This is a genomic window from Curtobacterium sp. 1310 (genome assembly GCF_017834105.1).
Classification (GTDB): Bacteria; Actinomycetota; Actinomycetes; order Actinomycetales; family Microbacteriaceae; genus Curtobacterium.
Genome location: NZ_JAFICY010000002.1, coordinates 316,583 through 342,167, shown reverse-complemented (window position 1 = coordinate 342,167; position 25,585 = coordinate 316,583). Strand labels below are relative to the sequence as shown.

The 25,585-nt window shown below is 73.4% G+C and carries 23 protein-coding genes; 17 read left to right on the top strand and 6 right to left on the bottom strand.

Annotation, left to right across the window (positions count from 1 at the left end; genetic code table 11):
* Positions 1-16 precede the first annotated feature (16 nt).
* The gene (locus tag JOD95_RS05715) at positions 17-556 is read left to right on the top strand and encodes a gluconokinase (RefSeq protein WP_209683801.1); all 540 of its coding nucleotides are present in this window, start codon (positions 17-19) and stop codon (positions 554-556) included.
* Here the strand turns inward: JOD95_RS05715 and JOD95_RS05710 are convergent.
* A complete protein-coding gene (locus JOD95_RS05710; RefSeq protein WP_209683798.1) occupies positions 543-788 on the bottom strand; it encodes an SHOCT domain-containing protein in 246 nt (81 codons plus the stop codon). The genes JOD95_RS05715 and JOD95_RS05710 overlap by 14 nt on opposite strands.
* A gap of 216 nt (positions 789-1,004) precedes the next feature.
* On the opposite strand from JOD95_RS05710, the gene JOD95_RS05705 reads away from it, so the two are divergent.
* Positions 1,005-2,429, top strand: coding sequence for a sensor histidine kinase (locus JOD95_RS05705; protein WP_209683795.1), 1,425 nt, complete (start codon positions 1,005-1,007; stop codon positions 2,427-2,429).
* Positions 2,426-3,109, top strand: coding sequence for a response regulator transcription factor (locus tag JOD95_RS05700; protein ID WP_251155288.1), 684 nt, complete (start codon positions 2,426-2,428; stop codon positions 3,107-3,109). Before JOD95_RS05705 ends, JOD95_RS05700 begins: the two co-directional genes overlap by 4 nt.
* On the opposite strand, the gene JOD95_RS05695 is transcribed toward JOD95_RS05700, so the two are convergent.
* The 4 genes from JOD95_RS05695 to JOD95_RS05680 form a co-directional block, all read right to left on the bottom strand.
* Positions 3,110-3,733, bottom strand: a complete 624-nt coding sequence (locus tag JOD95_RS05695) for a class I SAM-dependent methyltransferase (RefSeq protein ID WP_209683792.1) — start codon at positions 3,731-3,733, stop codon at positions 3,110-3,112.
* 197 nt (positions 3,734-3,930) lie between these two features.
* Complete coding sequence (locus JOD95_RS16860) at positions 3,931-7,338, bottom strand: SdrD B-like domain-containing protein (protein ID WP_209683789.1); 3,408 nt, start codon at positions 7,336-7,338, stop codon at positions 3,931-3,933.
* Positions 7,339-7,567: 229 nt separating this feature from the next.
* Positions 7,568-9,007 carry a glucuronate isomerase gene (uxaC, locus tag JOD95_RS05685; RefSeq protein WP_066657811.1) on the bottom strand — a complete coding sequence of 480 codons (1,440 nt, stop codon included), beginning with the start codon at positions 9,005-9,007 and terminating at the stop codon, positions 7,568-7,570.
* Positions 9,008-9,135: 128 nt separating this feature from the next.
* Positions 9,136-10,176, bottom strand: a complete 1,041-nt coding sequence (locus JOD95_RS05680; protein ID WP_066652489.1) for a LacI family DNA-binding transcriptional regulator — start codon at positions 10,174-10,176, stop codon at positions 9,136-9,138.
* Between the two features lie 143 nt (positions 10,177-10,319).
* Between JOD95_RS05680 and JOD95_RS05675 the strand changes: the two genes are divergently transcribed.
* From JOD95_RS05675 to JOD95_RS05635, 9 genes are all read left to right on the top strand, one after another.
* The gene (locus JOD95_RS05675; protein WP_209683786.1) at positions 10,320-11,672 is read left to right on the top strand and encodes an ABC transporter substrate-binding protein; all 1,353 of its coding nucleotides are present in this window, start codon (positions 10,320-10,322) and stop codon (positions 11,670-11,672) included.
* The gene (locus JOD95_RS05670) at positions 11,672-12,685 is read left to right on the top strand and encodes a carbohydrate ABC transporter permease (RefSeq protein WP_066652494.1); all 1,014 of its coding nucleotides are present in this window, start codon (positions 11,672-11,674) and stop codon (positions 12,683-12,685) included. Before JOD95_RS05675 ends, JOD95_RS05670 begins: the two co-directional genes overlap by 1 nt.
* On the top strand, positions 12,682-13,629 hold the full coding sequence (locus JOD95_RS05665; protein ID WP_066652496.1) for a carbohydrate ABC transporter permease: 948 nt from the start codon (positions 12,682-12,684) through the stop codon (positions 13,627-13,629). The genes JOD95_RS05670 and JOD95_RS05665 overlap by 4 nt, the downstream gene beginning before the upstream one ends.
* Before the next feature lie 125 nt (positions 13,630-13,754).
* Positions 13,755-14,591 carry a sugar phosphate isomerase/epimerase gene (locus tag JOD95_RS05660; RefSeq protein ID WP_209683783.1) on the top strand — a complete coding sequence of 279 codons (837 nt, stop codon included), beginning with the start codon at positions 13,755-13,757 and terminating at the stop codon, positions 14,589-14,591.
* The gene (locus JOD95_RS05655) at positions 14,588-15,772 is read left to right on the top strand and encodes a Gfo/Idh/MocA family protein (RefSeq protein ID WP_066652507.1); all 1,185 of its coding nucleotides are present in this window, start codon (positions 14,588-14,590) and stop codon (positions 15,770-15,772) included. Before JOD95_RS05660 ends, JOD95_RS05655 begins: the two co-directional genes overlap by 4 nt.
* Positions 15,769-16,641, top strand: coding sequence for a sugar phosphate isomerase/epimerase (locus tag JOD95_RS05650; RefSeq protein ID WP_209683780.1), 873 nt, complete (start codon positions 15,769-15,771; stop codon positions 16,639-16,641). Before JOD95_RS05655 ends, JOD95_RS05650 begins: the two co-directional genes overlap by 4 nt.
* Complete coding sequence (locus JOD95_RS05645; protein WP_209683777.1) at positions 16,638-17,918, top strand: mannitol dehydrogenase family protein; 1,281 nt, start codon at positions 16,638-16,640, stop codon at positions 17,916-17,918. The genes JOD95_RS05650 and JOD95_RS05645 overlap by 4 nt, the downstream gene beginning before the upstream one ends.
* Positions 17,915-19,270 (top strand): D-mannonate dehydratase ManD, encoded by a 1,356-nt coding sequence (gene manD, locus JOD95_RS05640; protein WP_245171582.1) that lies wholly within the window; start codon positions 17,915-17,917, stop codon positions 19,268-19,270. The genes JOD95_RS05645 and manD overlap by 4 nt, the downstream gene beginning before the upstream one ends.
* A gap of 175 nt (positions 19,271-19,445) precedes the next feature.
* The gene (locus JOD95_RS05635; RefSeq protein ID WP_209683774.1) at positions 19,446-20,396 is read left to right on the top strand and encodes a hypothetical protein; all 951 of its coding nucleotides are present in this window, start codon (positions 19,446-19,448) and stop codon (positions 20,394-20,396) included.
* Between the two features lie 13 nt (positions 20,397-20,409).
* Here the strand turns inward: JOD95_RS05635 and JOD95_RS05630 are convergent, their stop codons facing one another.
* Complete coding sequence (locus tag JOD95_RS05630; RefSeq protein ID WP_209683771.1) at positions 20,410-21,021, bottom strand: hypothetical protein; 612 nt, start codon at positions 21,019-21,021, stop codon at positions 20,410-20,412.
* A gap of 115 nt (positions 21,022-21,136) precedes the next feature.
* On the opposite strand from JOD95_RS05630, the gene JOD95_RS05625 reads away from it, so the two are divergent.
* The 5 genes from JOD95_RS05625 (at position 21,137) to pth (ending at position 25,550) form a co-directional block, all read left to right on the top strand.
* A complete protein-coding gene (locus JOD95_RS05625; RefSeq protein WP_209683769.1) occupies positions 21,137-22,339 on the top strand; it encodes a sensor histidine kinase in 1,203 nt (400 codons plus the stop codon).
* Positions 22,336-22,992 (top strand): response regulator transcription factor, encoded by a 657-nt coding sequence (locus JOD95_RS05620; RefSeq protein WP_209683765.1) that lies wholly within the window; start codon positions 22,336-22,338, stop codon positions 22,990-22,992. The genes JOD95_RS05625 and JOD95_RS05620 overlap by 4 nt, the downstream gene beginning before the upstream one ends.
* A 10-nt stretch (positions 22,993-23,002) precedes the next feature.
* Positions 23,003-23,965 carry a hypothetical protein gene (locus tag JOD95_RS05615; protein WP_209683762.1) on the top strand — a complete coding sequence of 321 codons (963 nt, stop codon included), beginning with the start codon at positions 23,003-23,005 and terminating at the stop codon, positions 23,963-23,965.
* 335 nt (positions 23,966-24,300) lie between these two features.
* A complete protein-coding gene (locus JOD95_RS05610) occupies positions 24,301-24,933 on the top strand; it encodes a 50S ribosomal protein L25/general stress protein Ctc (protein WP_066652537.1) in 633 nt (210 codons plus the stop codon).
* A gap of 32 nt (positions 24,934-24,965) precedes the next feature.
* Positions 24,966-25,550, top strand: a complete 585-nt coding sequence (gene pth, locus JOD95_RS05605; RefSeq protein WP_058742290.1) for an aminoacyl-tRNA hydrolase — start codon at positions 24,966-24,968, stop codon at positions 25,548-25,550.
* The last annotated feature ends 35 nt before the right edge of the window (positions 25,551-25,585 follow it).

The window sequence follows — 25,585 nt, the reverse complement described above, 5'->3', positions numbered from 1 at the left end:
CCCGTACTGTGGAGGGATGACCGACCACGACGTCCTCCCGCCCGTGCTCGTGATGGGTGTCTCCGGCTCGGGCAAGTCCACGATCGGTCAGGCGCTGGCCGACGCGCTCGCCGAGCAGGGCCAGCCGAGCACGTTCGTCGACGCCGACGACCTCCACCCGGCCGCCAACAAGGAGAAGATGCGGCAGGGTACGCCGCTGACCGACGAGGACCGATGGCCGTGGCTGGACGCCTGCGCGGCACGGATCGCCGAGGTGCAGGCGTCGGGGCGCCGGTGCGTCATGGCGAACTCCGCGCTGAAGCGCGTCTACCGCGACCGGCTGCGCAGCGCGGCACCCGACCTGGTGATCGCCTTCCTCGACGGGTCGCACGACCTCATCGCCGAGCGCCAGGCGCACCGTCACCACGAGTACATGCCGTCATCGCTGCTCGACTCGCAGTTCGCGACCCTCGAGCGGCCCCAGCCCGACGAGACCGTCGTCGCGGTGTCCATCGAGGGGTCGGTCGACGACACCGTGGCGACGATCACGTCGGCGCTGGCGGTCACTTCCGGCTGAGCTCCGCGAGCCGCGAGCGGTACTCGTCCGCGTCGATGTCACCCCGGGCGAACCGGTCGGCGAGGACGGCCCGGGCATCGGACCGCGCCCGCCAGCCGCCGCGACGCAGGACGCCGAACACGACGGCGGTGGCCAGGAGCACCAGCAGGAAGAACGCCGGGAACAGGAAGAAGGGCGGCCCGCCGTGCCCGAGGGGGCCGACGGCGGCGAAGGTGGTGAGAGCGGTGTGCACGGTTGCCTCCTGGGCGGATCGTGTCGCCCGGTCGGGCGACGTTCCCAGCATCCGGCCCGGAGGCTCGTCCCGCGTCCGCCACGGAGGCCGACTCCCGCCTGCTCCCGCAGCCGTACGACCGGTCCTCCTGCACCACCGACTACTCCCGTGGGAGTAGTCCACAGCTCCTGCCACGACCCGATGCCGTGCCGCCGAGGCGACCCTAGGCTCGGACGCATGCACCGCACCCCCACTGCCGCCGCCGAGGCGACCGACGACCAGCGAGACGGCGTCCGTCGCTTCGCCCGGTTCGGTCGGGTGCTGCCGGTCGCACTCGTGCAGATCGTGGGGACCCTGCTGGCGGCGCGTTTCCCGACCGGGCCGACCGACACCGTCGGCCCTCGCGGTGGCCCGCCCTGGGCGACCCACGTCCTCGGCTCCTCGATCGTCGACGCAGCGCAGCCGGGTCCACTCGCGATCGTGCTGCTCGTCGTCGGGGTGCTCGTCCTGCCGTGGCGCTGGCGGTGGCCGACGGGCGTCCTCGCCGTGACGCTCGTGACGACGATCGGCTACGCCCTGCTGGTCAGTCCGCGGGGGCCGTTCGTGGCCGCGCTGACGATGGCGGCGGTGAACGCGTGGCTGCACGGGGGCCGCACCGCAGTGGGTGTCGCGCTCGGACTGGCCGTCACGGTGCTGCCGACCGCCGACGAGTTCCTCGGCCGTGCACCCGCGCGGAACCTCGACGCGGTCGTCCTCGCCGTCGCCTGGGCAGCGGTGACCCTGTCCGTGGCGGAGCTCGTCCGCGTCCGTCTCGACCGCGTCGCGGACCGACGGCGTCGGCGCGCTGCCGCAGAGCAGGAACGCGCCCGTGACGAGCGCGTCCGCATCGCCCGTGAGCTCCACGACTCCGTCGCCCACAGCATGTCGCTCATCAACCTGCAGGCGGGTGTCGCGCTCCACCTGGGGTCCGCGCTCCCCGAGCAGACCCGCACCTCGTTGGCCGACATCCGTGAGACGAGCCGCGAGGCACTGGTCGAGCTGCGGACGATCCTCGGGGTCCTCCGGTCGGTCGACGGGTCCGGGGACCGGGTCGTTGACAGGACGGACGGACCGACCGGCGGAACGGCCGACCGCGGGTCCGCCGGGAGCGAGCCGCTCCCCGGCGCCGCGGACCGCACCCCCGTCCCGGGGCTCGACCGCCTGGCGGACCTGGTCGAGCGGGCACGCGCGGCCGGGGTCGACATCAGCGCGACGGTCGACGGTGACCCTGCACCGGTGGACCGGACCACGGACCGCACGGCCTTCCGGATCGTGCAGGAGTCGGTGACGAACGTGATGAAGCACGCTCCCGAGCACCGCGCCCGCATCGCGGTGCGGTTCGGACCGGAGATCGTGGACCTGTCGGTCGAGGACTCCCCGGCCCCGGACCGTGACCCGGCCGACGCCCGGGTCACGCCGCTGCTCGGACCGTCCGGCAACGGCATCATCGGGATGCGCGAGCGGGCCTCCGCCGTCGGTGGCACCCTGTCGGCCGGACCCACGCCGGACGGCGGGTGGCGCGTCGTCGCACGACTGCCCTCGACCGTCGCCGCGCGGTCGTCGGACGCGGCCGAGCACGAGCACGAGCACGAGCACGAGGACGAGGACGAGGAGCGATCGTGACGACCACCGACGAGGCCATCCGGGTCGTGCTCGTGGACGACCAGGTGCTCATCCGCGCCGGGCTCCGCGCCCTGGTCGACGCCGAACCGGGGATGACCGTGGTCGGCGAGGCCGGCGACGGTGACTCGGCCGTCGCGGCGGTCCGGCGTGAGCGTCCGGACGTCGTGCTGATGGACATCCGGATGCCGGGCACGGACGGGCTCGTCGCGACCCAGCGCATCTCGGCGGATCCGGACCTCGACGGCGTGCACGTGGTGATCCTCACCACCTTCGAGGAGGACTCGTACGTGTTCGAGGCGATCCGTGGCGGTGCGGCCGGCTTCCTCGTGAAGGACACCGAACCCGCCGAACTGCTCCGCGCCGTCCGTACCGTGCACGCCGGGGAGTCGTTGCTGTCGCCGGGTCCGACGCGCTCGCTCGTCGCCGCCTACGCAACGCACGCGAAGCCGTCCGCGCTGGCCCCGTCCCTCGACGTCCTCACTGAACGCGAGCGCCAGGTCATGCAACTCGTCGCCCTCGGCCTGACCAACACGGAGATCGCCGAGCGGCTCTTCGTCAGTCCGATGACCACGAAGACGCACGTCTCGCGCGCCATGATCAAGCTCGGTGCCCGCGACCGCGCGCAGTTGGTCGTCTTCGCCTACGAGACCGGGCTGGTCACTCCGGGATGGCAGCCGTGATCAGGCCCGGTGCGCGAGGACGGCCGCGTGCGGGCGCGCTCCGTCGTCGGAGCGTCGGTGCACGGCGTCGACCGTGAGACCCGCGTCCTCGATCGCAGCGACCATCCGCTCGACGGGCCATCGGTGGGCGGTCGTCACCGCGTGGTCGAACGGCTCGAGCGTCGGACCCTCGAAGAACCCGACGAGCAGCCCGCCCCCGGGTGCCAGGATCCGGCGGCACTCCGCGAGCGCGACCGGCACCCGGTCCGGACGGTGGTGCACGAGCGAGTACCAGGAGAGCACACCGCCGACACCGCCGTCGGACAGACCTGTCGCCTCGATCGTCCCGGTCCGGAAGTCGACCTCGGGAGCGGCAGCGCGCGCGAGCTCGACGAACCGCGGTACGGGCTCGATCCCGATGACGGCGTGGCCACGGCGGTGCAGGTGCGCGGTCCAGTGGCCGGGTCCGCACCCCACGTCGAGCAGGAGTCCGGGCGTCGTGTCCGCCCAGTCCTCGACGAGCGTCCGGTCCTCGGGGTGGACGGCGTCCATGGACCCGAGGACCTCGGCGTACTCGTCCGCCCGGTCGTCGTAGGCCGCCACGACACGGGCGTTCGCTCGAGCTGCTGCGCTCGGGGCGCTCATCGAGGCAGGGTCCACGGGGCGACGCTACCGCCGACCGCCGACCGCCGACCGCCGACCGCCGACCGCCGACCGCAGCCGTACCGACGGGCGCACGACCGGGGCCGCTGCTGCCCCACGGTGAGCGGTGGACGCACGACAGCGGGGTCGAGCCACCCGGAGGTGACCCGACCCCGCCGTGCCGAGCGCCGGATGCCGGATCAGTCAGACGACCGACGGGACCGTCGTCGGCTGATGAGCACGGTCAACCCGGGCACGAGGAGCGCGAGCGCCAGCGCCACCGCAGCACCGACGGTCGTCCCCGTGTAGGCGAGTCGGTCGGCGGACAGGGCCTGCGCCGCGCCGGTCCGCTCGTGACCGCTGCCGATCGGCGCGTCACCACCCCTGGTACCGGCACCGGCGCCACCAGGACGGCCGCCGTCACCGTCACCGGGGTTCCCCGGGCCATCGGTCCCGTCGCCTGCCCCCGGGTCCCCGCCGTCGTCCCCACCACCGCCGTCCCCACCGTCGCCGGGTCCGGCCTCGACCAGGCCGGCATCGACGGTCGTGTCGCGGCGCACCCCCTCGAGCGCACCCTCCGCGCTCGTGACCCGGTCGATCGTGACCGCCGCGGTCTCGCCGTCCGGTCCGGCGTCGGAGTCGACCGCCGGGTCCTCGCCGACGTGCTCCTCGGTGAAGTGCATCCCGTCGGGCGCCGTGAAGTGCACGCGGTAGTCGCCCGGCCGCAGCCCGTCGAACCGGTACCCGCCCTGGTCGTCGGTGGTCGCACGGCGATCGACCGCGTCGCCGTGGTCGTCGGTCCCGGTCAGGGCGACGGGGACGCCCCGGACGCCGGGCTCGTCGTCGTCCTGCAGGCCGTCGTCGTTCCGGTCGTCCCACACCCGGTCACCGATCATGCCGGCGACGACCCGGACCGTCGACGGGTTCGACTGCACCGGGAGCGCCAGGTCGGACGTCCGCAGGCCGAACCGGTTCACGTAGCGGTCGCCGTCGTGCGCGCCGCTCGTCGCGAGCACGAGCCGGTGCGTGACGGTCTCGCCGGCGGGGACCGGCGTCTGCCGTTCGATCCGGACGGCGGTCACCCGGTCGAGTGCGTCCGGGCAGCCGCTCGCACCGAACTCGTCCTCGGTGCACCAGCGGGTCGTACCGCCGGGCTGGTTGCTCGGGTCGGCACCGTCGGGGGAGACGTCGGCGGCCTCGGCGTCGGTGTACCGGACGACCTCACCGGCGTCGGGGTCGGTGGGGACCGGCGCCGCGAGTCCGACGGTGCCGTGGAAGTCCGAGCCTCGTGCGTCTCCGTGGTGCGGGAGCACGTCGATCAGGTCGAGGCCGCCGATCGCGGCGTCGTCGGTGTTCGTGACGTCGAGGTCCCACTCCGGATCGTCGCCGGTCACGACGACGGGGGTAGGCGTGCGCTTCTCGACCCCGACCCCGCCGGTGGTGACGACCTCCAGGCCGCGCTCGGCGGTGCGCCAGCGCTCGTCGGACCGGTCGGCCGGTGACGCCACGGTCACCGTGTTGCTGATCGGACCGGCCGGCGCCGAGCGGTCGATCCGCGCCGTGTAGGTGATCGGCGCGATGCGCGCGTTCGGCTCCACGTCGTGCAGCGTCCAGGTCAGCCGCTGGTGCTCCTGGCCGTCGGCACCCGGCACCGTGTCGACCTCGGGGGTCCTCGACGCACTGTCCTCGACGTACGAGGTGTGCGCGGGCAGGACGTCACGGACGGTCACGTCGGTGGGGCGTCCGTCGGCGAAGCCGTTCGTCAGGGTCGGCCGGAGCGCGTAGTCGACGGTGTTGCCCGGTGTGACCGCGCTCGTCCGGTCCGGAGTGTCGGCCGCGTCGTGCCCGGGGTCGACGACCACCTTGTCGACGCGGACCAGGTCCTCGGTGAGCACCACGCTGTCGGCCAGCCCGCCGGCACCGAGCTCGGGGTCCTGGTGGTCGTGCACCCACTCGGGCCGGTGGTCCCCGAAGCGAGCGTGCCCGAAGTCGTACACGCGGGTCCCGTCGGGCGCGCGCTGCGTCGTCACCGTGGAGTACAGACCGCCGCTCGCGCCGCCGGCCAGGTCGCCGGTGACGCGGACCGCCCCGACCGCCGCGATGCCGCCGGGGACCTCCGCCGGGTCGTCGAACCAGGGGCCGTCGCCGTCGTCGCAGGTGCGGACCTGGCCTGCCGCCGGTGACGCCATGTCGTACGCGGCGTACTGCACGTGCGCGTGCTCGAGGCCGCTCGACCACGCAGGAGCCCGCCCTGCCACCGTCGTCAGGCGCTGCGTCCGGCGGTCGAAGGTGTCGCAGAGCGCTGCGCCGCGGAAGGGTGCGAGACCGGTGTTCGCCATCGTGACGTCACTGCGGAGTCGGGTGCCGCCCGTGGCCCACGGGTCTCCGTCCTTCGCCGATCCGGCGGTCACGCCGCTGCCGTCGCTCCCGAGGCGCCAGAGCCGCTTGCCTGCGCTGCCCGGTCCGAGCTCGACGAGGTTCCGCCGAGCACTGTTGTCGGCCGTCGGCTCCGCGCCGCCGGGGAAGTTCGGGGTCCCGCTGACCGAGGTCGTCTGCAGCGGCGTGAAGGTGTTCACCGACTCGACGGACGTCGGCACCGACGGGGTGGGCATCCACAGCGAGATCCACCCGCTCACGACGTACGGCTTCACGCCGCCGCTGATCGGGCCGCCGCCGATGTTGCGCCCCGGCATGCGCGCGGCGTCCGTCACGGCGCCGTGGATCGTCACGTCGACCTCGCCGCCGGGCGCTGCCTGCGTGCAGGTGACGGTGCCGGAGTCGGCCACGGCTCGGTCGCCCCCGCCGCGGCCGCCCGGCAGACCGCCGAACTGCACGCCGTCCTCGCCGTTGCGGCCGCAGGCGGGTCGACCGCCGTTCCAGAGCACCGCACCCGACGGTCGGTCGCCGAGCAGGTGGGACAGGTCGTCGGTGAAGTGCATGTCGCCCGTGCTCCGCTCGAAGCCGAGCAGGCCCTGCCCGGGGACGGGGGACTGCCAGTCGACGGCGATCGGGTAGCGCAGTTGCACGCCGGGGGTGCCGTACGGCCCCGGCACGTCCGTCCGCAGGGTCGAGCCCACCACGGCCTTGCTGAGGTTGTACCGCGGCGCGGCGGACACGACGGTCGTCGCCGACGTGACCGGTGCGGTGGGCTCGGCGTCGTCCGCGGTCGCGGTGCCCGTCACGGCGATGCGGTCACCGTTCCGCAGGTCCCCGGAGACGTCGAGCACGGCCGGCACGGCGACGGCGTGCCCCGAGGGGACGTCGCCGAGGTCGCAGGTGAGCCGCTGGCCCTCGACCGCCGACCCGGCACCCGTGCACGCGAGCGGGACCCCCGCCCAACCCGTGCCCGCCGGAGCGTCGAGGACGAAGCGCTCGTGGTGCGCGGTCCCGTCGCCGGCGTTCACCGTGACCCGGTACGTGACGGCGTCGCGGGTCCGGACGATGCCGTTCGCGGGACCCCGGTCCCCGCCCGGGCCGTCGTCCGGCGTGAAGGGCCCGCGGCCGTCGGCGGCGACCTCGACGGCCAGGCCGACCACCGCTGCCGGCGCGGTCGCGGCAGCGGCAGCACCGGCCGGTCCGAGCAGGACGGAGGGGACCGCGAGGGCCACTGCCCCCAGGGCGCCGACCGCGCGGCCGAGCGAGGGCGGCCCGTCGGGTCCGCCGGGTCGGCCGGGTCGGCCGGAGCGGGCAGGGGCGGGCGAGGGAGGACGTTCGGACGACGGACGACGAGACATGGCGCTCCTCGGTCGGAGATCGGATGGACGACGGACGCCTCACCCTGACCCCGCCGACGCCGCAGGACCGAACACTCCGCATGTCACATGTGCGGCATCCCGCTCAGAGCTTGAACGTCGCCCGCGGGATGTCCGACACGATCCTCCGTGCCGTCCGCACCGCGTCCTCCTCGGAGAGCTGGTGCGACACCACGAGCGACGCCAGGTACGCCGCATCGGCCCGTCGTGCCATGTCGTGCCGTGCCGGGATCGAGCAGTACGCCCGGGTGTCGTCGATGAACCCGGAGGTCTTCGTGAACCCGGCGGAGTCCGTCACCGCCGCCCGGTAGCGGCCGATCGCCGCCGGGGTGTCGATGAACCACCACGGGGCGCCCGCGTACACGGCGGGGTAGAAGCCGGCCAGGGGGCCGATCTCGCGCGAGAAGACGGTCTCGTCCACGGTGAACAGCACGAGGTGGAAGCCGGGTGCGGTCCCGAAGGCCTCGAGCAGCGGCCGGAGCGGCTCCGTGAACGCGCCGACGGCCGGCAGGTCGTGGCCCGTGTCCGGGCCGAACCGCTCGAGGGTCGGCGTGTGGTGGTTCCGGAGCACGCCCGGGTGCAGCTGCATGACGAGGCCGTCGTCGACGCTCATCTCCGCCCACCGGTAGAGCATGTCGTGGCGGTAGGCGACCGCCTCGGCCGCGGTGACGCCCGACGGGCCCTGCATCGCCGCCGCGTGGATGCGCGAGCGCTCGGTCGCGGACAGCGGCGCGGATCCCGCGTCGAGCACGCCGGTGTCGGTGGCGGTCGCGCCGTGCTCGATGAAGTACCGGCGCCGGTCCCGGAGGGCCGCCAGCAGCCCGTCGTGGGTGCCCGTGTCGATGCCGGACGCCTCGCCGATCGACGCGACCACGTGCCTCCAGTCCGGGCGTGACGGGTCGAACACGGCATCCGCGCGGAAGGTGGGGAGCACCCGACCGGTGAAGGAGGGGTCGGCGGCGAGCCGTGCGTGCGCTGCGAGGTCGTCCGCGGGGCCGTCGGTGGTCGCGAGCACCTCGATCCCGAAGGAGTCGAACAGCGCGCGGGGTCGGAGCGCCGGCGTCGCGAGCGCGGCTGCGATGCGGTCGTACTGCGCGTCCGCGTTCGCGGCCGACGGCTGCTCGGTCAGACCGAAGACGTCGTGCAGCTCGGTCTCGAACCAGTAGCGGACCGGCGTGCCGGCGAAGTCGTCCCAGTGCTCGGCGAGCCGGCGCCAGACCTCCCGGCCGTCGGGGTCCGGGTGCGTGCCCGTCAGGTCGCGGCGACCCAGTTCCTGCAACCCGACCCCGTTCGCGTGCAGCAGGCGCAGGACGTAGTGGTCGGGCGTGACCAGCAGCGCAGCGGGGTCCGGGAACGGCTGGTCGTCCGCGATGAGTGCCGCGTCGACGTGCCCGTGCGGGGAGATGATCGGGGCGTCGCGGACCGCCTCGTAGACGGTGCGGGCGACCGAGCGCGTCCCCGGGTCCGCCGGGAACAGCCGGTCGGGGTGCGGTGCGAGCGGCGTGGTCGTGCTGGTGGAGGGCATCATCGGCTCCTTCGGGCAGGCGGGCGAGGTCGGGCGAGCGGGGGGCGAGGGCGAGCGGGCGGGCAGGCGAGCGAGGTCGGGCGAGCGGCGGGTGGGCGGGCGGGCTGGATCGTGCGGCGGTGCGGGGATCAGCGGGGCCGCACGGGTGCCGGGCCCGTGGACCCCCGGACGGTCAGGTGGGTCGGCAGCGCGACGGCGCCCGACGGGTGCTCACCCGGCGGCTCGTCGGCCGGCAGCGCATCGAGTCGACCGAGCAGCATCCGGATCGCCACCCGACCGGCGCGTTCGATCGGAGACGTCATGGTCGTCAGGGGCGGGTTGCAGAAGTCGGCGCCGAAGATGTCGTCGCAGCCGACCACGCTCACGTCCTCGGGCACGCGGACGCCCCGCTCCCGGAACCGCGTCAGCATCCCGATCGCGATGAGGTCGTTGAAGGCGATGCACGCGGTGGCCCCGGCGTGCACGGCGGCGTCGGCGGCGGCCGCTCCGGAGTCGACGAACGGCGCGTGCGGGCCGACGCGGGCGACCCGGACGCCCAGACGCCCCGCCACGCGGACGAGCGCCCGCCAGCGGCGTTCGTTCGACCACGAGCTGTCCGGGCCGGCCACGTAGAGCACGTCCCGGTGCCCGAGGGAGACCAGGTGCTGCACGGCCTGCTCGACGCCTCCGGGGGTGTCGATGAGGACCGACGGCACCCCGGCCGGGCGACGGTTCACGACGACGAGCGGGGTGCGCTCGGCGAACCGGGCGATCTGCGCGTCGGACAGGCGGGACGCCGTGAGCACGGCGCCGTCGGCCTTGCCGGCGACGGCACGCAGCGCCGCGACCTCGGCCTCGGCGGACTCCTCGGTGTCGACGAGCAACTGCGTCCACCCGGCGGCGGAGAGCTGGTGCTGCGTGCCGCGGATCACGTCGAAGTAGAAGGGGTTGGTGATGTCGGACACCAGGACGGCGACCGCCCGGGTCCGTCCCGAGGTGAGCGCCCGGGCCTGCGAGTTCGCGACGTAGCCGAGCTCGCGGGCGACCTGCTGGATCCGCTGCTGGGTGTCGCGGTTGACCCGGTCCGGCAGCGAGAGCGCGCGGGAGACCGTGGACGGGGCGACCCCGGTCGCGTCGGCGATGTCCCGGATGGTCACCCGCCGCGAGGTGTCCGTGTCTGCGCTGCTCACGAGGCGAAACTAGGCCGGCGTGGCAACAAGTGGCAACCGGTTGCCGGTTGTTGCCACGGCCGGGACAGTGGTGGCACGTCGGCAGCGCAGCCGCCGTCCCGGGCACCGTCGCCCGGGGGAGATGTCGAGGAGGACACCCCCGCATGAGCACAGGAAGACGCAGGACCCGCATCCTGGTCGGTGCCGCCGTCGTCGCCGTCGCCGCCCTCTCGCTGCAGGGCTGCGCGATCGTCGACGGCAGCGGCGACGACCCGGACACCCTCCGCGTGATGATGGGCGCGGACACCACCTACCCGAAGGAACGCGCGCAGTGGCAGCGGGAGACCGCCGCCGAGTTCGAGCGCACCACGGGTGCCGACATCCAGTGGGAGACCTACTCGACCCCGCAGGAGGAGCTCACCGCGATCCAGACCAGCGTCATCTCGGGCCAGGGCCCGGACGTCTACGCGATCGGGACGACCTTCACCCCGACCGCCTACGCCACCGGTGCCTTCGTCGAGATGGGGCCGGAGCAGTGGGACGCGGTCGGCGGCAAGGACCAGTTCGCACCGGCGTCCCTCGGCATCTCCGGTCCGAGCACGGCGGAGCAGATCGGGATCCCCTTCGCCAGCCGACCGTTCGTGATGGCCGTCAACACGGAGCTCCTCGAGCGGGCCGGGATCACGGACCTGCCGACGACCTGGGACGAGCTCACCGAGGACGCCCGGAAGACCACCGGCGACGGTACCTACGGCATGGCGATCGCCTACGCGGACGGCTTCGACCCGTGGAAGTTCGTGTGGGGCATGGCACAGAACGCCGGCAACACGATCATCGACGGTGGGAAGGCCGAGATCGACGCCCCCGCCGTCGAGCAGGCCTACCGCACCTACTTCGACTGGGTGACGGAGGACGGCGTGGTCGACCCCGCGGCGATCGGCTGGAACAACCCGCAGGCCCTCGCGCAGTTCGCCGACGGCAAGGCGGCGTTCTTCCCGATGACCACGACGACCTCCCTGAACTCGCTGCAGGGCTCGGCCGTCGACGGCAAGTACGAGTACGCCCTGCTGCCGACCGTGCCACCCGGCGCGACCGAGCGCCCCGCCGACGGCATCGAGGCGGCGAGCATCCTGTCCGGGGACAACCTCGTCGTCGCCGACTACGGCTCGAAGCAGGACCTGTCGTTCGACTTCGTGCGGCAGGTGTCCTCGCCCGAGGCGCAGGAACGCTACTTCGAGCTCTTCGGGCAACTGCCGACGAACACGGTCGCGGCGGACCGCATCGCGCAGCAGAACCCCGACCTCGCCCCCATCGTCCGCGCCGGCGAACTGTCGAAGCCCACCGCCTTCACCGGCGCCTGGTCGGACGTGCAGCTCTCGCTGGTCGACGTCGTCGTGCAGTCGATCCCGTCGCTGAAGCGCGGCGAGGTCAGCGACGACCAGCTCCGGAAGCGCCTCGCAGCGGCGCAGCGGGACGCCCAGGCAACGCTCGACCGCCAGAAGAACGGAGGGCTGTGATGACCACCACGCAGACCCGACCCCGCCAGGAGACCCCGCGGGAGGTCCGCCCGCACGGGACGACCCCGCTGTACCAGCGCGAGCGTCCGCTCTGGATGCTCCTGCCCGGCGGCGTCCTCATGCTCGCCGTCATCGTCGTACCGCTGCTCGTCGGCCTGTACATCGCGATGCTCGACCTCGACCAGTACACGCTGCGCCAGTGGTTCAGCGCTCCCTTCGTCGGGTTCGCCAACTTCGCCGAGGCCTTCACCGACTCGCCGCTCCTGCACTCGATCTGGATCTCGGTGTCCCTGTCGGTGCTCGTCACCGCGGTCACCGTCCCGATCGGTGTCGCCGCGGCGGTCTCCACGCAGAACCGGTTCCCCGGGCGCGGCCTGGTCCGGTCGATCTACCTCGTGCCGTACGTGCTGCCGGCCTTCGTCGTCGGGACGTTCTTCCGCACGATGCTCCAGCCGCAGGGCGTTGTGAACACCGTCCTCGGCACCGACGTCCTCTGGCTGAACGGCTCCGCGTCCTACTGGGCGCTCGCCGGCGTCATGGTGTGGACGAGCTGGCCGTTCGTCTACCTGCTCTCGCTCGCCGGACTGCAGGCGGTCGACAACGAGGTGCACGAGGCCGCCGCCCTCGACGGCGTGACGTGGTGGGCGAAGCTCCGCTACATCGTCTTCCCGTACCTGCGCGGACCGCTGAGCCTGGCGATCATCATCTCGATCCTGCACAACATCAACAACTTCACGCTGCCCTTCGTGCTCTTCGGCAACCCCCTGCCCTCGAGCGTCGAGGTGATGCCCGTCCTGACGTACATCGCGAGCTTCCAGTCGTTCCGCTTCGGCCTGTCCGCGGCGATGGCGATCTGCTCGCTGGTGATCGTCGCGATCCCGCTGTTCGTCTACCTCCGGGCCGTCAAGCTCGACACCGGAGACGACGCGGGCCCCACCCGGAAGCAGCGTCGCGCGGACCGCGCCCTGCTCGCCGCCCCGGCCGCCGCCGACCTCGAGGGAGCCCGCGCATGAGCGCCTTCAGCCAGACCCGCACCCGTCCGACCGCGACGCTCACCGAGAGCATCACCGCCGGTGGCGCGAAGCGCCCGAAGCGTCCGTACGACACCGACGTCACCCGGCTGCTGCCGCGGTGGCTGCTGGTCACCGTGATCGCGGTCCTCGTCGCGTTCATCGCCGTGCCGGTGCTGTACATCCTGTTCGGCTCGGTGAACTCGGACGTCGCGGTCGCCCGCGGCGAGTACTTCCCGTCCGAGTTCACGCTGTCGAACTACGTGGCAATCTGGGACACCGTGGCGCTCGGGCAGGGCCTGGTGAACTCCCTGCTCACCGCCGGTGCGGTGGCGGTCGCGAGTGCGGCGCTCGCCGTGTCCACCGCCTACGTGCTCGTCCGGTTCCGGTTCCTCGGCCGGCTGACGATCCTCCGCGGGCTGCTCGCCCTGCAGTCGATCCCCGGCACCCTGCTGCTCCTGCCCGTCTTCGTGGTCTTCGCCAACATCGCGAGCGCCACCGGCGTGCAGGTGATCGGCACCCGCTGGGGCCTCTTCGTCACCTACCTGACGTTCGCCCTGCCGTTCTCGACGTGGGTGATGGTGACGTACCTGCGCGGTCTGCCGAAGGAGCTCGAGGAGGCGGCCCGCATCGACGGCGCCTCGAGCACCCGCATCCTGCGGAGCGTCGTGCTGCCCCTCTCGTGGCCCGGCATCGTGGTCTCGGCGATCTTCGCCTTCCTGCTCGGCTGGAACGACGTGCTCTTCAGCACGATCATGACGACCCCGAACACCCGCACGGTCGCCGTGGTGCTGCAGGTGCTCGGCACCGCCCAGGAGGGCGGCGCCGTCCCGATCTACGGCCAGATGATGGCCGCGTCGATCGTCTGCGCCGTGCCGGTCGTCGCGCTCTACCTCATCTTCCAGCGCTACCTGGTCGGCGGGCTCACCGCCGGCTCCGTCAAGTGACCTGGTCGGCGGGCAGGACCCGTCGAGGCCGCCGGCTCCGTCAAGGAGCGAACGCAACCACACGACGGACGGGAGGCGCGGTGCCGGCCCGCCACGCGCCTCCCGTCCGACAAGGAAGGAACACGATGACCCAGCCAACGTGGGAGCTCTCCGGCTTCGGCGACGAGATCGATGCCGACCCGGCCGTCCAGGTCGCCGTGCTGCAGGCGCTCGGCGCGAGCGCGATCGAGGTGCGCAGCGCCTGGGGCACCAACGTCGTCGACCTCGACGACGACCAGCTCGCCGGCCTCCACCGCCTGTTCGAGGAGCGCGGGCAGACCGTGTCCGCGATCGCCTCGCCGATCGGCAAGGTGGTCGTCGACCGGCCCGTCGAGCACGAGGTCGAGCGGCTGGGCCGCGCGATCGCGGCCGCGCACGCGCTCGGCACGACGAACATCCGGATCTTCTCGTTCTACTTCGACGGGCGCACGGCGGACGAGGTGCGCGACGACGTCATGGTCCGGATGCGTGCGCTCGCCGACCTCGCCGAGCGCGAGGGCGTCACCCTCCTGCACGAGAACGAGAAGGACATCTACGGCGACGTCCCCGAGCGCGTGCTCGACATCGTCGAGAGCGTCGGGTCGAGCGCGCTGCGGCTCGCCTGGGACAACGCGAACTACGTGCAGTGCGGCGTCCGGCCGTTCACCGACGGCTGGGCGCAGCTCGCGCCGTACGTCGACTACCTGCAGGTGAAGGACGCCCTGGCCGCCGACGCGTCCGTCGTCCCGGCGGGGGAGGGCGACGGCGAACTGCTCGAGACCCTGACCGCCCTCCGCGACGCCGGCTACTCCGGGTACGCCTCCCTCGAACCGCACCTCAGCGACGTCACCTCCCTCGGCGGGTTCTCCGGCCCCGCGGCCTTCGGCCGTGCCGGACGGGCCTTCCGTTCCCTCACCGACCAGATCGGAGTCACCCTGCGATGAGCACCCCCCTGAAGTTGGCGGTCGTCGGCGCCGGCGTCATCGGACGCCACCACGCGCGCGTCGCCGTGCAGCACCCGGACCTGCAGGTCGTCGCCCTCGTCGACGCCGTCCCCGCAGCCGCCACCGGCGCGGCGGACGAGATCGAGGCGACGGGCGCCGACCGGCCCGTCACCACCGCGACCGTCGAGGAGGCCATCGCGCAGACCGACATCGACGTCGTCGCGATCTGCTCCCCGTCCGGCATGCACGTCCAGCTGGCCGAGGCGGCGCTCGCCGCGGGCAAGCACGTCGTCATCGAGAAGCCGCTCGACACCACGATGCCCCGGGCGCGCCAGATCGCGGCGCTCGCCGCGGACGCCCGCTCCCGTGGGGTGACGACGAGCGTGATCAGCCAGCACCGCTTCGACCCGGCCTCGGTCGCGGTCGCGGGAGCCGCGCACGGCGGCGACTTCGGCACCGTGACCTCCGGCGTCGCGAGCGTCGCCTGGTACCGCTCGCAGGGCTACTACGACTCGGGCGACTGGCGCGGCACGTGGGCGCTCGACGGCGGCGGCGCGGTGATGAACCAGGGCGTGCACACCGTCGACCTGCTCGTCTGGGCACTCGGTCGTCCCGAGGAGATCTCGGCGCAGGTCGGGCTCCTCGCGCACGACCGCATCGAGGTCGAGGACACCGCGGTCGCGACCGTCCGGTTCCGCGGCGGCGCGCTCGGCGTCATCCACTGCACGACCGCCGCCTACCCGGGACTCTCCGCGCGCTACGCGGTGTACGGCACGCACGGTTCGGCGATCGTCGACGACGACCGGCTCGCGTACTTCCACGTCGCACCGGACGCGGCGACGCTCGAGTCCGCGTCGACCACGGCGAACGCCACCGCGGTCGCCGACGCCGTCGACCAGAAGCACGACGTCGTCCCGCCGGAGCACGTCGTCGGCGGCCCGCCGGAGCCCGACCACTTCGCCGCGGGGCACGCCCGCCAGTACACGGACATCGTCGCCGCGATCCGCGAGGGGCGCGACCCCGGCGTGACCGTCGACGACGCCCTCGTGTCGCTCGCGACCGTCCGCGGCCTGTACGTCAGCGCGACCCTCGGGCAGCCGGTCCGGATCGACGACGTCATCGAGGGGAAGTACGACGACGTCGAACCGGTCGTCGCTCCCCGGGAAGGAGCAGTCCGGTGAAGTTCTCCGTGTTCACCGCGTCCACGCCCGACTGGACCCCGTCGCAGGCAGCCGACACCCTCGCCGAGCAGGGCTGGGACGGCATCGAGTGGCGGATCGTCGACGACCGCACCGAGGACGGCTCGTCCGGCTTCTGGGCCGGCAACCGGTCGACCTGGCAGTTCACCGGCATCGCGGACCGGGTCGGCGAGATCGCCCGCACCACCGCCGCCGCCGGCCTGCAGTACTCGGGCATCGGCGGCTACCAGCCGGTGTCCGACCACGAGGGCGTCGAGACGATGCTCCGGGTGACGAGCGAACTCGGCGCCCGCCAGGTGCGCGTCACCATGCCCTGGTACCAGCGGGAGCGCGAGCGGACCGGCGCCACCTACGGGGAGCTCTTCGACCGCACGCGCGCCGACCTCGAGTGGACGGCGGCACGCGCTGCCGAGCTCGGTGTCAAGGCACTCGTCGAGCTGCACCACATGACGATCACCCCGTCCGCGTCGGCCGCGCTCCGGCTCGTCGACGGGCTCGACCCCGAGCACGTCGGCGTCATCCACGACCTGGGGAACCTCGTGATCGAGGGGCAGGAGGACCACCTCGCGGCCTTCGAGCTCCTCGGGCCGTACCTCGCCCACGCGCACGTGAAGAACGCACGGTGGGTCGACACCGGCGAGACCCGGGCCGACGGCAGCCGGATCTGGCGGAACGAGTGGGCACCGCTGCGCGACGGCCAGGCGTCGGTGTCCGAGTACCTCGACGCCCTGCGACGGCACGGGTACGGCGGCTGGGTCACCATCGAGGACTTCTCGACCGACCTGCCGCTCGCCGAGCGCACCGCCGACAACCTGGCGTACCTGCGCTCCCTGGTCCCGGTGACCGCATGAGTCGGCGCCCCGGCATCGCCCACCTCGGCATCGGCGCGTTCGCGCGCGCCCACCTCGCCTGGTACACGCAGCACGCCAGCGGTGATCCGTGGGGGATCACCGCCTTCACCGGGCGCTCGCCCGGGGCAGCCGATGCGCTCGCCGGCCAGGACTGCCGGTACACGCTGGTGACGCGAGCGGCCGACGGCGACACGGCCGAGGTGGTCGACTCGATCGTGGCGGCGCACCCCGGCGGCGACGGCACGGCCTGGAGGCACGTGGTCGCGTCCCCGGGGACGACCATCGTCACGCTGACGGTCACCGAGGCCGGCTACCGCACCGACGCCGACGTGCCGGCCCGGTTGGTCGACGGGCTCGCCGCACGCCGGGCCGCCGACGGCGGACGCATCGCCCTGGTGTCGCTCGACAACCTGACGCACAACGGCGCCGTGCTCCGCGAGGCCGTGCTGGGGGCGACGGACGACCCGGCACTCCGGTCGTGGATCGAGTCGTCCGTCGCCTTCCCGTCGTCGATGGTGGACCGGATCACGCCGGCCACCACCACCGCCGACCTCGACGAGATCGGCGACCTGCCCGGGGCGCTCGACGGTGACCGTGTGCCCGTGGTCACGGAACCCTTCGCCGAGTGGGTGCTCGAGGACGTCTTCGACGGCATCGACCGCCCGGCGTGGGAGACCGCCGGCGTCCGGCTCGTGCCGGACGTCACCCCGTACGAGCAGCGGAAGCTCTGGCTGCTCAACGGGGCGCACTCGCTCCTGGCGTACCTCGGCCTGCTGCTCGGCCACGACACCGTGGCGTCGGCGATGGACGACCCACGCTGCCGGACCGCCGTCGAGCAGCTCTGGGACGAAGCCGCCGCCGAACTCCCGCTGCCGGCCGACGAGGTCGCCGACGCCCGGGCCGCGCTCGTCGAGCGGTTCGCGAACCCGCGCATCCGGCACACCCTGCGCCAGATCGCGTCCGGCGGCTCGCAGAAGCTGCCCGTCCGCGTCGTCGACGTCCTGCGTCGGCGACTCGAGCGCGACCCCGACGCCGGGGTCGGCCCGGGCGCCGCGACCCTGCTCGCCGCCTGGTGGGTGCACTGCACCACGCAGGCCGAGCTGGTGGACGACGCCGGAGCACCCGGGCCAGACTCGGACGTGCACGACGTGTTGGGGGTCGTCGCGCCCGACCTCGACACCACCCCCGTGGTGGCCGCCGTCACCGCGGCCGCCGAACGCATCCGCGCCGCCGCGGCACCAGCACGCGGCCCCGTCGACGAAGGAGTCCACGCATGACCGACACCGGCACCACGAACCCCGCTGCGCCCGTCCCCGGCGCTGCCGACGGCGGCGCGGCGACGGACCCGACCGCCGGCCGACCGGACACCTGGGCGTCGGCCGACCGCGGACAGCTCATCGACCGGGCGGAGGTCATCGTCACGAGTCCGGACCGCAACTTCGTCACCCTGCGGATCACCACCGCCGACGGTGTCACCGGGCTCGGCGACGCCACCCTCAACGGCCGCGAGCTCGCCGTGTCCGCGTACCTGTCCGAGCACGTCGTCCCGCTGCTCGTCGGGCGGGACGCCAGCCGCATCGAGGACGCCTGGCAGTTCCTCTACCGCTCGTCGTACTGGCGCCGGGGCCCGGTCACGATGGCCGCCATCGCGGCCGTCGACATGGCGCTGTGGGACATCAAGGCCAAGGTCGCCGGCATGCCGCTCTACCAGCTGCTCGGCGGGGCGTCGCGCACCGGACTCATGGCGTACGGCCACGCCTCGGGCAAGGAGCTCCCGGAGCTCTTCGACTCGATCCGCGAGCACCAGGAGGAGGGCTACCGGTCCATCCGCGTGCAGACGGGCGTCCCCGGGCTCGAGAGCATCTACGGCATCGCGTCGAACCGGACGACCGAGGGCAACGCCGGCGTCCGGTACGACTTCGAGCCCGCCCAGCGGGGTGCGTTCCCGGCGATGGAGGACTGGGACACCCGTGCCTACCTGCGCCACGTGCCGACCGTGTTCGAGGCCGTCCGGAACGAGTTCGGCCCCGAGCTGCCGCTCCTGCACGACGGTCACCACCGGATGACCCCGCTGCAGGCGGCCAAGCTCGGCAAGAGCCTGGAGCCGTACGACCTGTTCTGGCTCGAGGACTGCACCCCCGCCGAGAACCAGGAGGCGCTCAAGCTCGTCCGGCAGCACACCACCACGCCGCTCGCGATCGGCGAGGTCTTCAACACGATCTGGGACTTCAAGGACATCATCCGCGACCAGCTCATCGACTACGTGCGCGGTGCCGTGACCCACATGGGCGGCGTCACCCCGCTGCGCAAGACGATGGACTACGCCGCGATGTACCAGATCAAGTCCGGGTTCCACGGGCCGACCGACATCTCACCCGTCGGACTCGCCGCGCAGATGCACCTCGGGATGGCGATCCACAACTTCGGCATCCAGGAGTACATGCAGCACGGACCGAGGACGAACCAGGTGTTCCGGCAGACGTTCACCTTCACGGACGGGTACCTGCACCCGGGCGACGAGCCGGGCCTCGGCGTGACGCTCGACGTGGACGAGGCGGGGAAGTACCCGTACGAGCAGGCGTACCTGCCGTTCAACCGCCTGGCCGACGGCACCGTCCACGACTGGTAGTCCGACGCCGGACCGGCGGCCGACCCCGCCCCCGCCCCCGAGCGGGCGGCGTACGGCACGGTCGCGCACGACGGTGACGTACGCGGCCCGCTCGGTGGAGGACGTCCGGCGTGTCCTGCCCGGTCGCTCGTGCTTCCGACGAGAGCGCGGGTGCGTCGACGGGCATGCTGGGGGCATGGAGTTCGCGGACGAGGCGAGGGAACTGCTCCTCGTCGCGCCCGCCGACTTCGTCCGGCAACGCACCGCGCGGCAGCGTGCGGTGCGGAAGGACGACCGAGCGCTCGCGACGCGCATCGGCGGTCTGCGCAAGCCCGCGCCCGCGGCGTGGGTGGTCGACCTGCTCGCGCACGAGGGCGCCCTGGACGAGGCGGTCGACCTCGGCCCGGCGATCCGGCAGGCCCAGGCGGACGCCGACCCCGACGAGATCCGACGGCTCCGCCGCCAGCGGTCCGACGTCGTCGCCGCGCTGGCGCAGGCGGGGGCCGGCCTGGCGTCCGACGCCGGGCACCCGCTGACATCCGCCGTCCTCGACCAGGTCCGCGCGACGATCGAGGCTGCGACGGCCGACGAGCACGCGGGCGCCGCGGTCCGGTCCGGGCTGCTCGTCCGACCGCTCGAGAGCGCCGGGTTCGACGACGTCGACCTCGACGGGGCACTGGCCGATCCCGACGCGGTCCCGGACGCGTGGTCCGGTACCGACGCCAAACCCATCCCGATCACCAGCGCGCGCCGATCCCGGAAGGGGAGCCGAGCCTCCCGGCCGGAGCCGGAGCCGGAGCCGGAGCCGGAGCCGGAGCCGCAGTCCGAGCCGGAGCCGGAGCCGCAAGCCGAACCGCAGGCCGAATCCGGACCGCGTACCGACCCCGCTGCCGAGCGCCGCGCCGCTCGCGAGGCCGAGGCGACCGCTCGGGCCGAGTCCCGCGACGCCGACGCGGCGCTGGACGCCAGAGAGCAGGAACTCGAGGCCGCCGAGGACCGTCGTGCCGAGCTCGAACGGCAGCTCGCCGACGCCACCGCCGAGGTCGAGCGGGCCGAACGCGCGCGCGACGAGGCAGCGGACGCGAGCGATCGCGCGCGGGACCTCCTGCGCGCCGCGCAGCACCACCGCCGAGACGTCGGTCGCTGACCGGTGACGACCCTCAGGCACCAGCCGATCGCTCGGAACGCACCTCCGCGACGAGCCGCTGCACGCGCGACCACCGACGACGTTCAGCGACGGCGAGGACGACCACCAGGACGGCGGTCGCGATGACGATGGCGGGGACGAGCGGCCCCGGGGAGCCGAGCAGGACGATCCCCAGTCCGACGAGGCTCGGCAGGGTCGCCGCCGACGTCAGGCGCTGCCACCGGGTGATCGCGTCGACCAGGTCGACCGATCGCGGCGTGGGTACCTCCGCACCGCGGAGCTGTCGGCGGAGGTCCCGACGATCCGCAGCCCCGAGGAGTGCGACCGGAGACCGGGCAGGGAGGAACGATTCGAGTCGCCCGCGCCGTCGAGCGACCGACCACGCCCCGACCGCCACGACCCACCCGAGGACCGCGACGGCGACGCGCCAGTCGAGCCCACCGAGGACCGCGAGCGGCACGTCGATGCCGGCCACCAGCGTCGCGGCGGCGGCGAGGGTGGCCTGGATCGACGGCCCGCGTCCCCGCCTCGGTCCGCGGGCGAGCGCTTCGGCTGCGCGCGCCGCCGCTGCCCACCGGTCGTCGGTGGCCGGGTCGCGCGCGGGCAGGGACTCGTTCGTCGACACGCCCCGACGCTAGCGACGCGTCCTGACCGCAGGGCTCGACGACACCTCATCCACTCGGATGAAAGGAGCCGCCCGAGCTCGCAGCCGCGTCGACGCCCGCCCTACGCTCGCCGACATGACCTCCTTCCTGCGTCGCCGCGTCCGGCACGTGCTGCCTCCGGTCGTCGGTGCCGTGTACCTGGTGCTCTGGATCGTCGCCGAGGCCGGACGCTCCGAGCTGACCGGCCACGTGCTCGTCGTCGCCGCGTTCGCCGTCGCCATCGGGTTGACGAACTGGATGCCCGCGACGGCGCTCGGCCTGGTCGTGGTGGTCCCGCTGCTGCAGGCGCTGCACCTGCTCGACCGCCCGCGCGCGACGACGTGGCCGGAGTACCTGGCGATCGCGATCGTCGTGGGCGTCGTCGGTGCAGGGCGGTCGGGGCTGCTCCGGTGGCTCGCGGTCCCGGTGCTCGGCGTCGCGAGCATCGCCGCCGCCTGGGCGATGGCGGTGCCGACGGTCGCCGACCCCGACGTCTGGGGCAACTGGACCGGGGCGCACTCGGGGACGCGGAGTGACCTCGTGCTCCTGTCGCTGGCGATCGCCGGCGCGAGCGGCATCGCCTGGGCCGCCGGCGTCGCCGTCGGTGCAGCGTGGCGGATCGGCCTCGCCAGGACCCGCGCCGTCGCGGCCGAGCGGGAGACCGAGGTCACGACCGCCGAGCTCCGCGCGGAACAGGAACGCGCCAGGATCGCCCGCGACGTGCACGACTCGCTCGCACACTCGCTCGCCGTGGTGGTCTCGCAGGCCCAGGGCGCCGCGGCGATCGCCGGTGCCGGCGCACCGGCAGCGACGGCCCTCCGCGACATCGCCGACGTGAGCCGGAGCGCCCTCGGTGACGTCCGTGCACTCGTCGAACGCATCCAGGGCACCGGGTCGGTGGCGGTGCACGGCCTCGTGGACGTCCCCGACCTCGTCGAGGACATGCGCGACCTCGGCATGCGTGCGACGTTCGAGCAGCACGGTGTGCCCGGACCCGTCGGCACGGCGACCGGGGGAGCGGTGCACCGGATCGTGCAGGAGAGCCTGACGAACGTCCTCAAGCACCAGGGGCGGACGGCGTCGACCCGCGTCGTGCTCGACTGGCGCGGCCCGGGCCTCGGCATCGTGGTCACCTCGCGAGGGGACGCGCCCCTGGTGCAGCTCGACGGCGCGGGCTCGGGCATCGAGGGCATGCGGGAGCGGGCACGGCTCGCCGGCGGGTGGCTCCGGGCCGGTGCGGGTGACGACGTCGACGAGTTCGTCGTGACCGGTTGGGTGCCCGTCGAGGACGCCCGGTGAGCGCGATCCGCGTCGCCGTGGTCGACGACCAGCACCTCTTCGCCTCCGGCATGCGGATGCTCGTCGAGGCCCAGGACGACATGGTCTGCGTCGGCACCGCTGCCGACGGCGCCGCGGCGCTCGAGCTCTGCGCCGACGAGGACCCCGACGTCCTGCTCCTGGACCTCCGCATGCCGGTGCTGAACGGCATCGAGACCACCGCACGCCTGGCCGAGCAGGGCGGAGACCGCCCGAGGGTCGTGGTGTTGACGACGATCCGCCGCGACGAGGCCGTGCTCGCCGCCCTCCGTGCGGGAGCGGCGGCGTTCCTGACGAAGGACGCCCTGCCCGATGTGGTGCTCGGCACGATCCGCGACGTCCACGAGGGGCGTCCGGCGCCGACCGAGGCCGAGGCGCTCGACCTGCTCCGCGCCGACGGGACCCTCGTCGAGACCCCGCGCCCGGACGAGGTGCTCGACGTCCTCACCGCCCGGGAGCGCGAGGTCTTCCTGCTCGTCGCGAAGGGGCTCAGCAACCAGGAGATCGCGGCGACCGTGTTCCTCAGCGAGGCCACGGTCAAGACGCACGTCCGCGCGGTGCTCACGAAGCTCGGACTCCGGAACCGGATCCAGGTCGTCATCACCGCACACGAACGCGGACTCGTCCGCGCCTAGGGGGAACACCATGCGCATCACCCAGCGTTCCGCGAAGTCCGGCGCACTCGTCCTCGTCCTCGCCGGCCTCGGGGGAGCCGTGCTGCACAGCCTGCCCGAGCCCGCCGACCACGCCGTCCGCCCGACGGTGGAGCGCGACCTCGACACGTGGTCGATGCCGCTCGACGGCTACGCCCAGCCCGGTTGGTCCGAGACCGGGTACGCCGAGTCGCTCCTCGACCAGCCCTGCCTGCGTGACGTCGGCATCGACTTCCCGGTGCCGTGGGCGACGTCCGCGGGCCTGCAGGCAGAGTCGATCGCCGACGAGACGCCGGAACGCGGCAACGACGCTCCCGCACTCGACTGGTCACGACCGCTGAGCAAGGCGGCGGCGGCGGACCTCGGCTACCACCGGCCGTCGGCACGGGGTGCGAACCGTGACGGCTGGCGGCAGTGGGCAGAGGACCCCGAGCACAACGCGGCGTTCGACCGCGCCGACCGGTCCGCCGTCGATCGGTGCTTCGAACGTTCCCGTCGCGCGCTCGGCACGGACGACGACGGGGAAGCCCAGGGCGCCTCGATGACCGTGAAGCGCCTCACCTACCTCGCCGCGGACGAGGCACGACGAGAACCGGCGGTCGTCGCTGCGGCGGCCCGCTGGCGCACGTGCCTGGGACCGCACGCCCCGAGCGCGCTCCCAGAGGACCCGCACGGGATGCCGACCGCTCCGATGCGCCAGGCGTTCGGCATCAGCGGCCTCGCACTGCCCGTCACGAAGGCCGAGATCGCCCTCGCCGAGCACGACCTGGCCTGCCAGCAGTCGTCCGGCTACCGGGAGGCGCTCTACGACGCGCAGTGGTCCCGGCTCCTCCACGTCACCGCCACCGACGCCGCCGTGCTGGCAGCCGCCCGGCCGGACCAGCTCGCGGTCGCCGACCGCGTCGCCAGGACGATCGAGCGACTGGCGCCGGAGGCACCGGAGGGCGTCGACTGACGGGCACCGGCGACGGACCCGCGGTCGCGGGCAGGTGGACCTGGGGGGACCGGTCCGCGACCGTGCGCAGGGACGGACGGGAGGCTCGTGGCGGCACCGCCACGAGCCTCCCGTCCGGTGGTGGGCAGTGCCGCGGTGCGACACGCCCGACGTCCCCTGCTAGACTCACAAACCGACTTCGGCGAGGGCCGCGCAGCGCGCGGCCGTGATCGACGCGGTAGGGAGACCCGGCCCAGTCCTGGGAGCGTTCCTCACGCGTGCACGCGTTCGAGTTGCAACACCACAGACCCCCCGATGCCGGCACCCCGGCGTCGACCCCGACACCAGGAGGCACCATGGCCGACTACACCAAGCTCGCAGCGGAGACCCGCACCAAGTTCGGCAAGGGCGCTGCGCGCAAGCTCCGCGCCGCCGACAAGATCCCCGCGGTCGTCTACGGCCACGGCACCGAGCCGCAGCACATCACCCTCCCGGGCCACGAGACGATGCTGCTCGTCCGTACCGCCAACGCGGTCGTCGACCTCGACATCGAGGGTGCGGCCCAGCTCGCCCTCGTCAAGGACGTCCAGCGCGACCCGGTGCGCCAGATCATCGAGCACATCGACCTCGTCGTCGTGCGCCGTGGCGAGAAGGTCACCGTCGACGTCCCCGTCGTCGTCGAGGGCGAGTCGTTCTCCGGCACGATCCACGTCCAGGACCTCTCCTCGGTCTCGCTCCTCGTCGAGGCGACCGACATCCCGGAGCACGTGACCGTCGACGTCGAGGGCCTCGAGGACGGCACCCAGGTGCTGGCCTCGCAGCTCGAGCTGCCGACCGGCGCCGAGCTCGAGACCGACGGCGAGGCGCTCGTCGTGCAGATCGTCACCCCGCGTGGCACCGCTGACGACGACGCTGCCGACGAGGCTGCTGCCGAGGCGGGCGCCGAGGCCGGCGCCGAGGGCGGCTCCGCCCCGGTCGACTCCGAGTAACACACCCGCCGCGGAACGTCTGGCCGACGCTGATGACAGGAACGACCCTCGTCGTGGTCGGGCTCGGGAACCCCGGGCCCGGCTACGCGGGGAACCGTCACAACGTCGGCCAGATGGTCCTCGACGAACTCGCCGCCCGCATGGGTGCGACGTTCAAGAAGCACAAGACGCCGAACCAGGTCGCCGAGGGGCGCCTGGTGCCCGGCGGACCGAAGCTCGTCCTGGCGAAGCCGGGATCCTTCATGAACACCTCGGGTGGCCCGGTCTCGAGCGTGCTCGGGTTCTACAGCGCCACCCCGGCGGACCTCGTCGTCGTCCACGACGAACTCGACCTGCCGTTCGACACCGTCCGTCTCAAGGGCAGCGGCGGGCACGGCGGCCACAACGGGCTCCGCGACATCATCAAGGCGACCGGCACGAACGAGTTCACCCGGGTGCGGATCGGCATCGGCCGTCCCCCGGGTCGCCAGGACCCCGCCGACTACGTCCTGCGTGACTTCTCGCCGACCGAGAAGAAGACGCTGCCGAACCTGCTCGCCGACGGCGCCGACGCCGTCGAGGCGATCGCGGAGCTCGGGCTCCTCGCCGCGCAGCAGCGCGTGCACGCGCCCTCCTGACGCGTCCGGTCGAGTTCGCGGATCCGGCCGGGAGG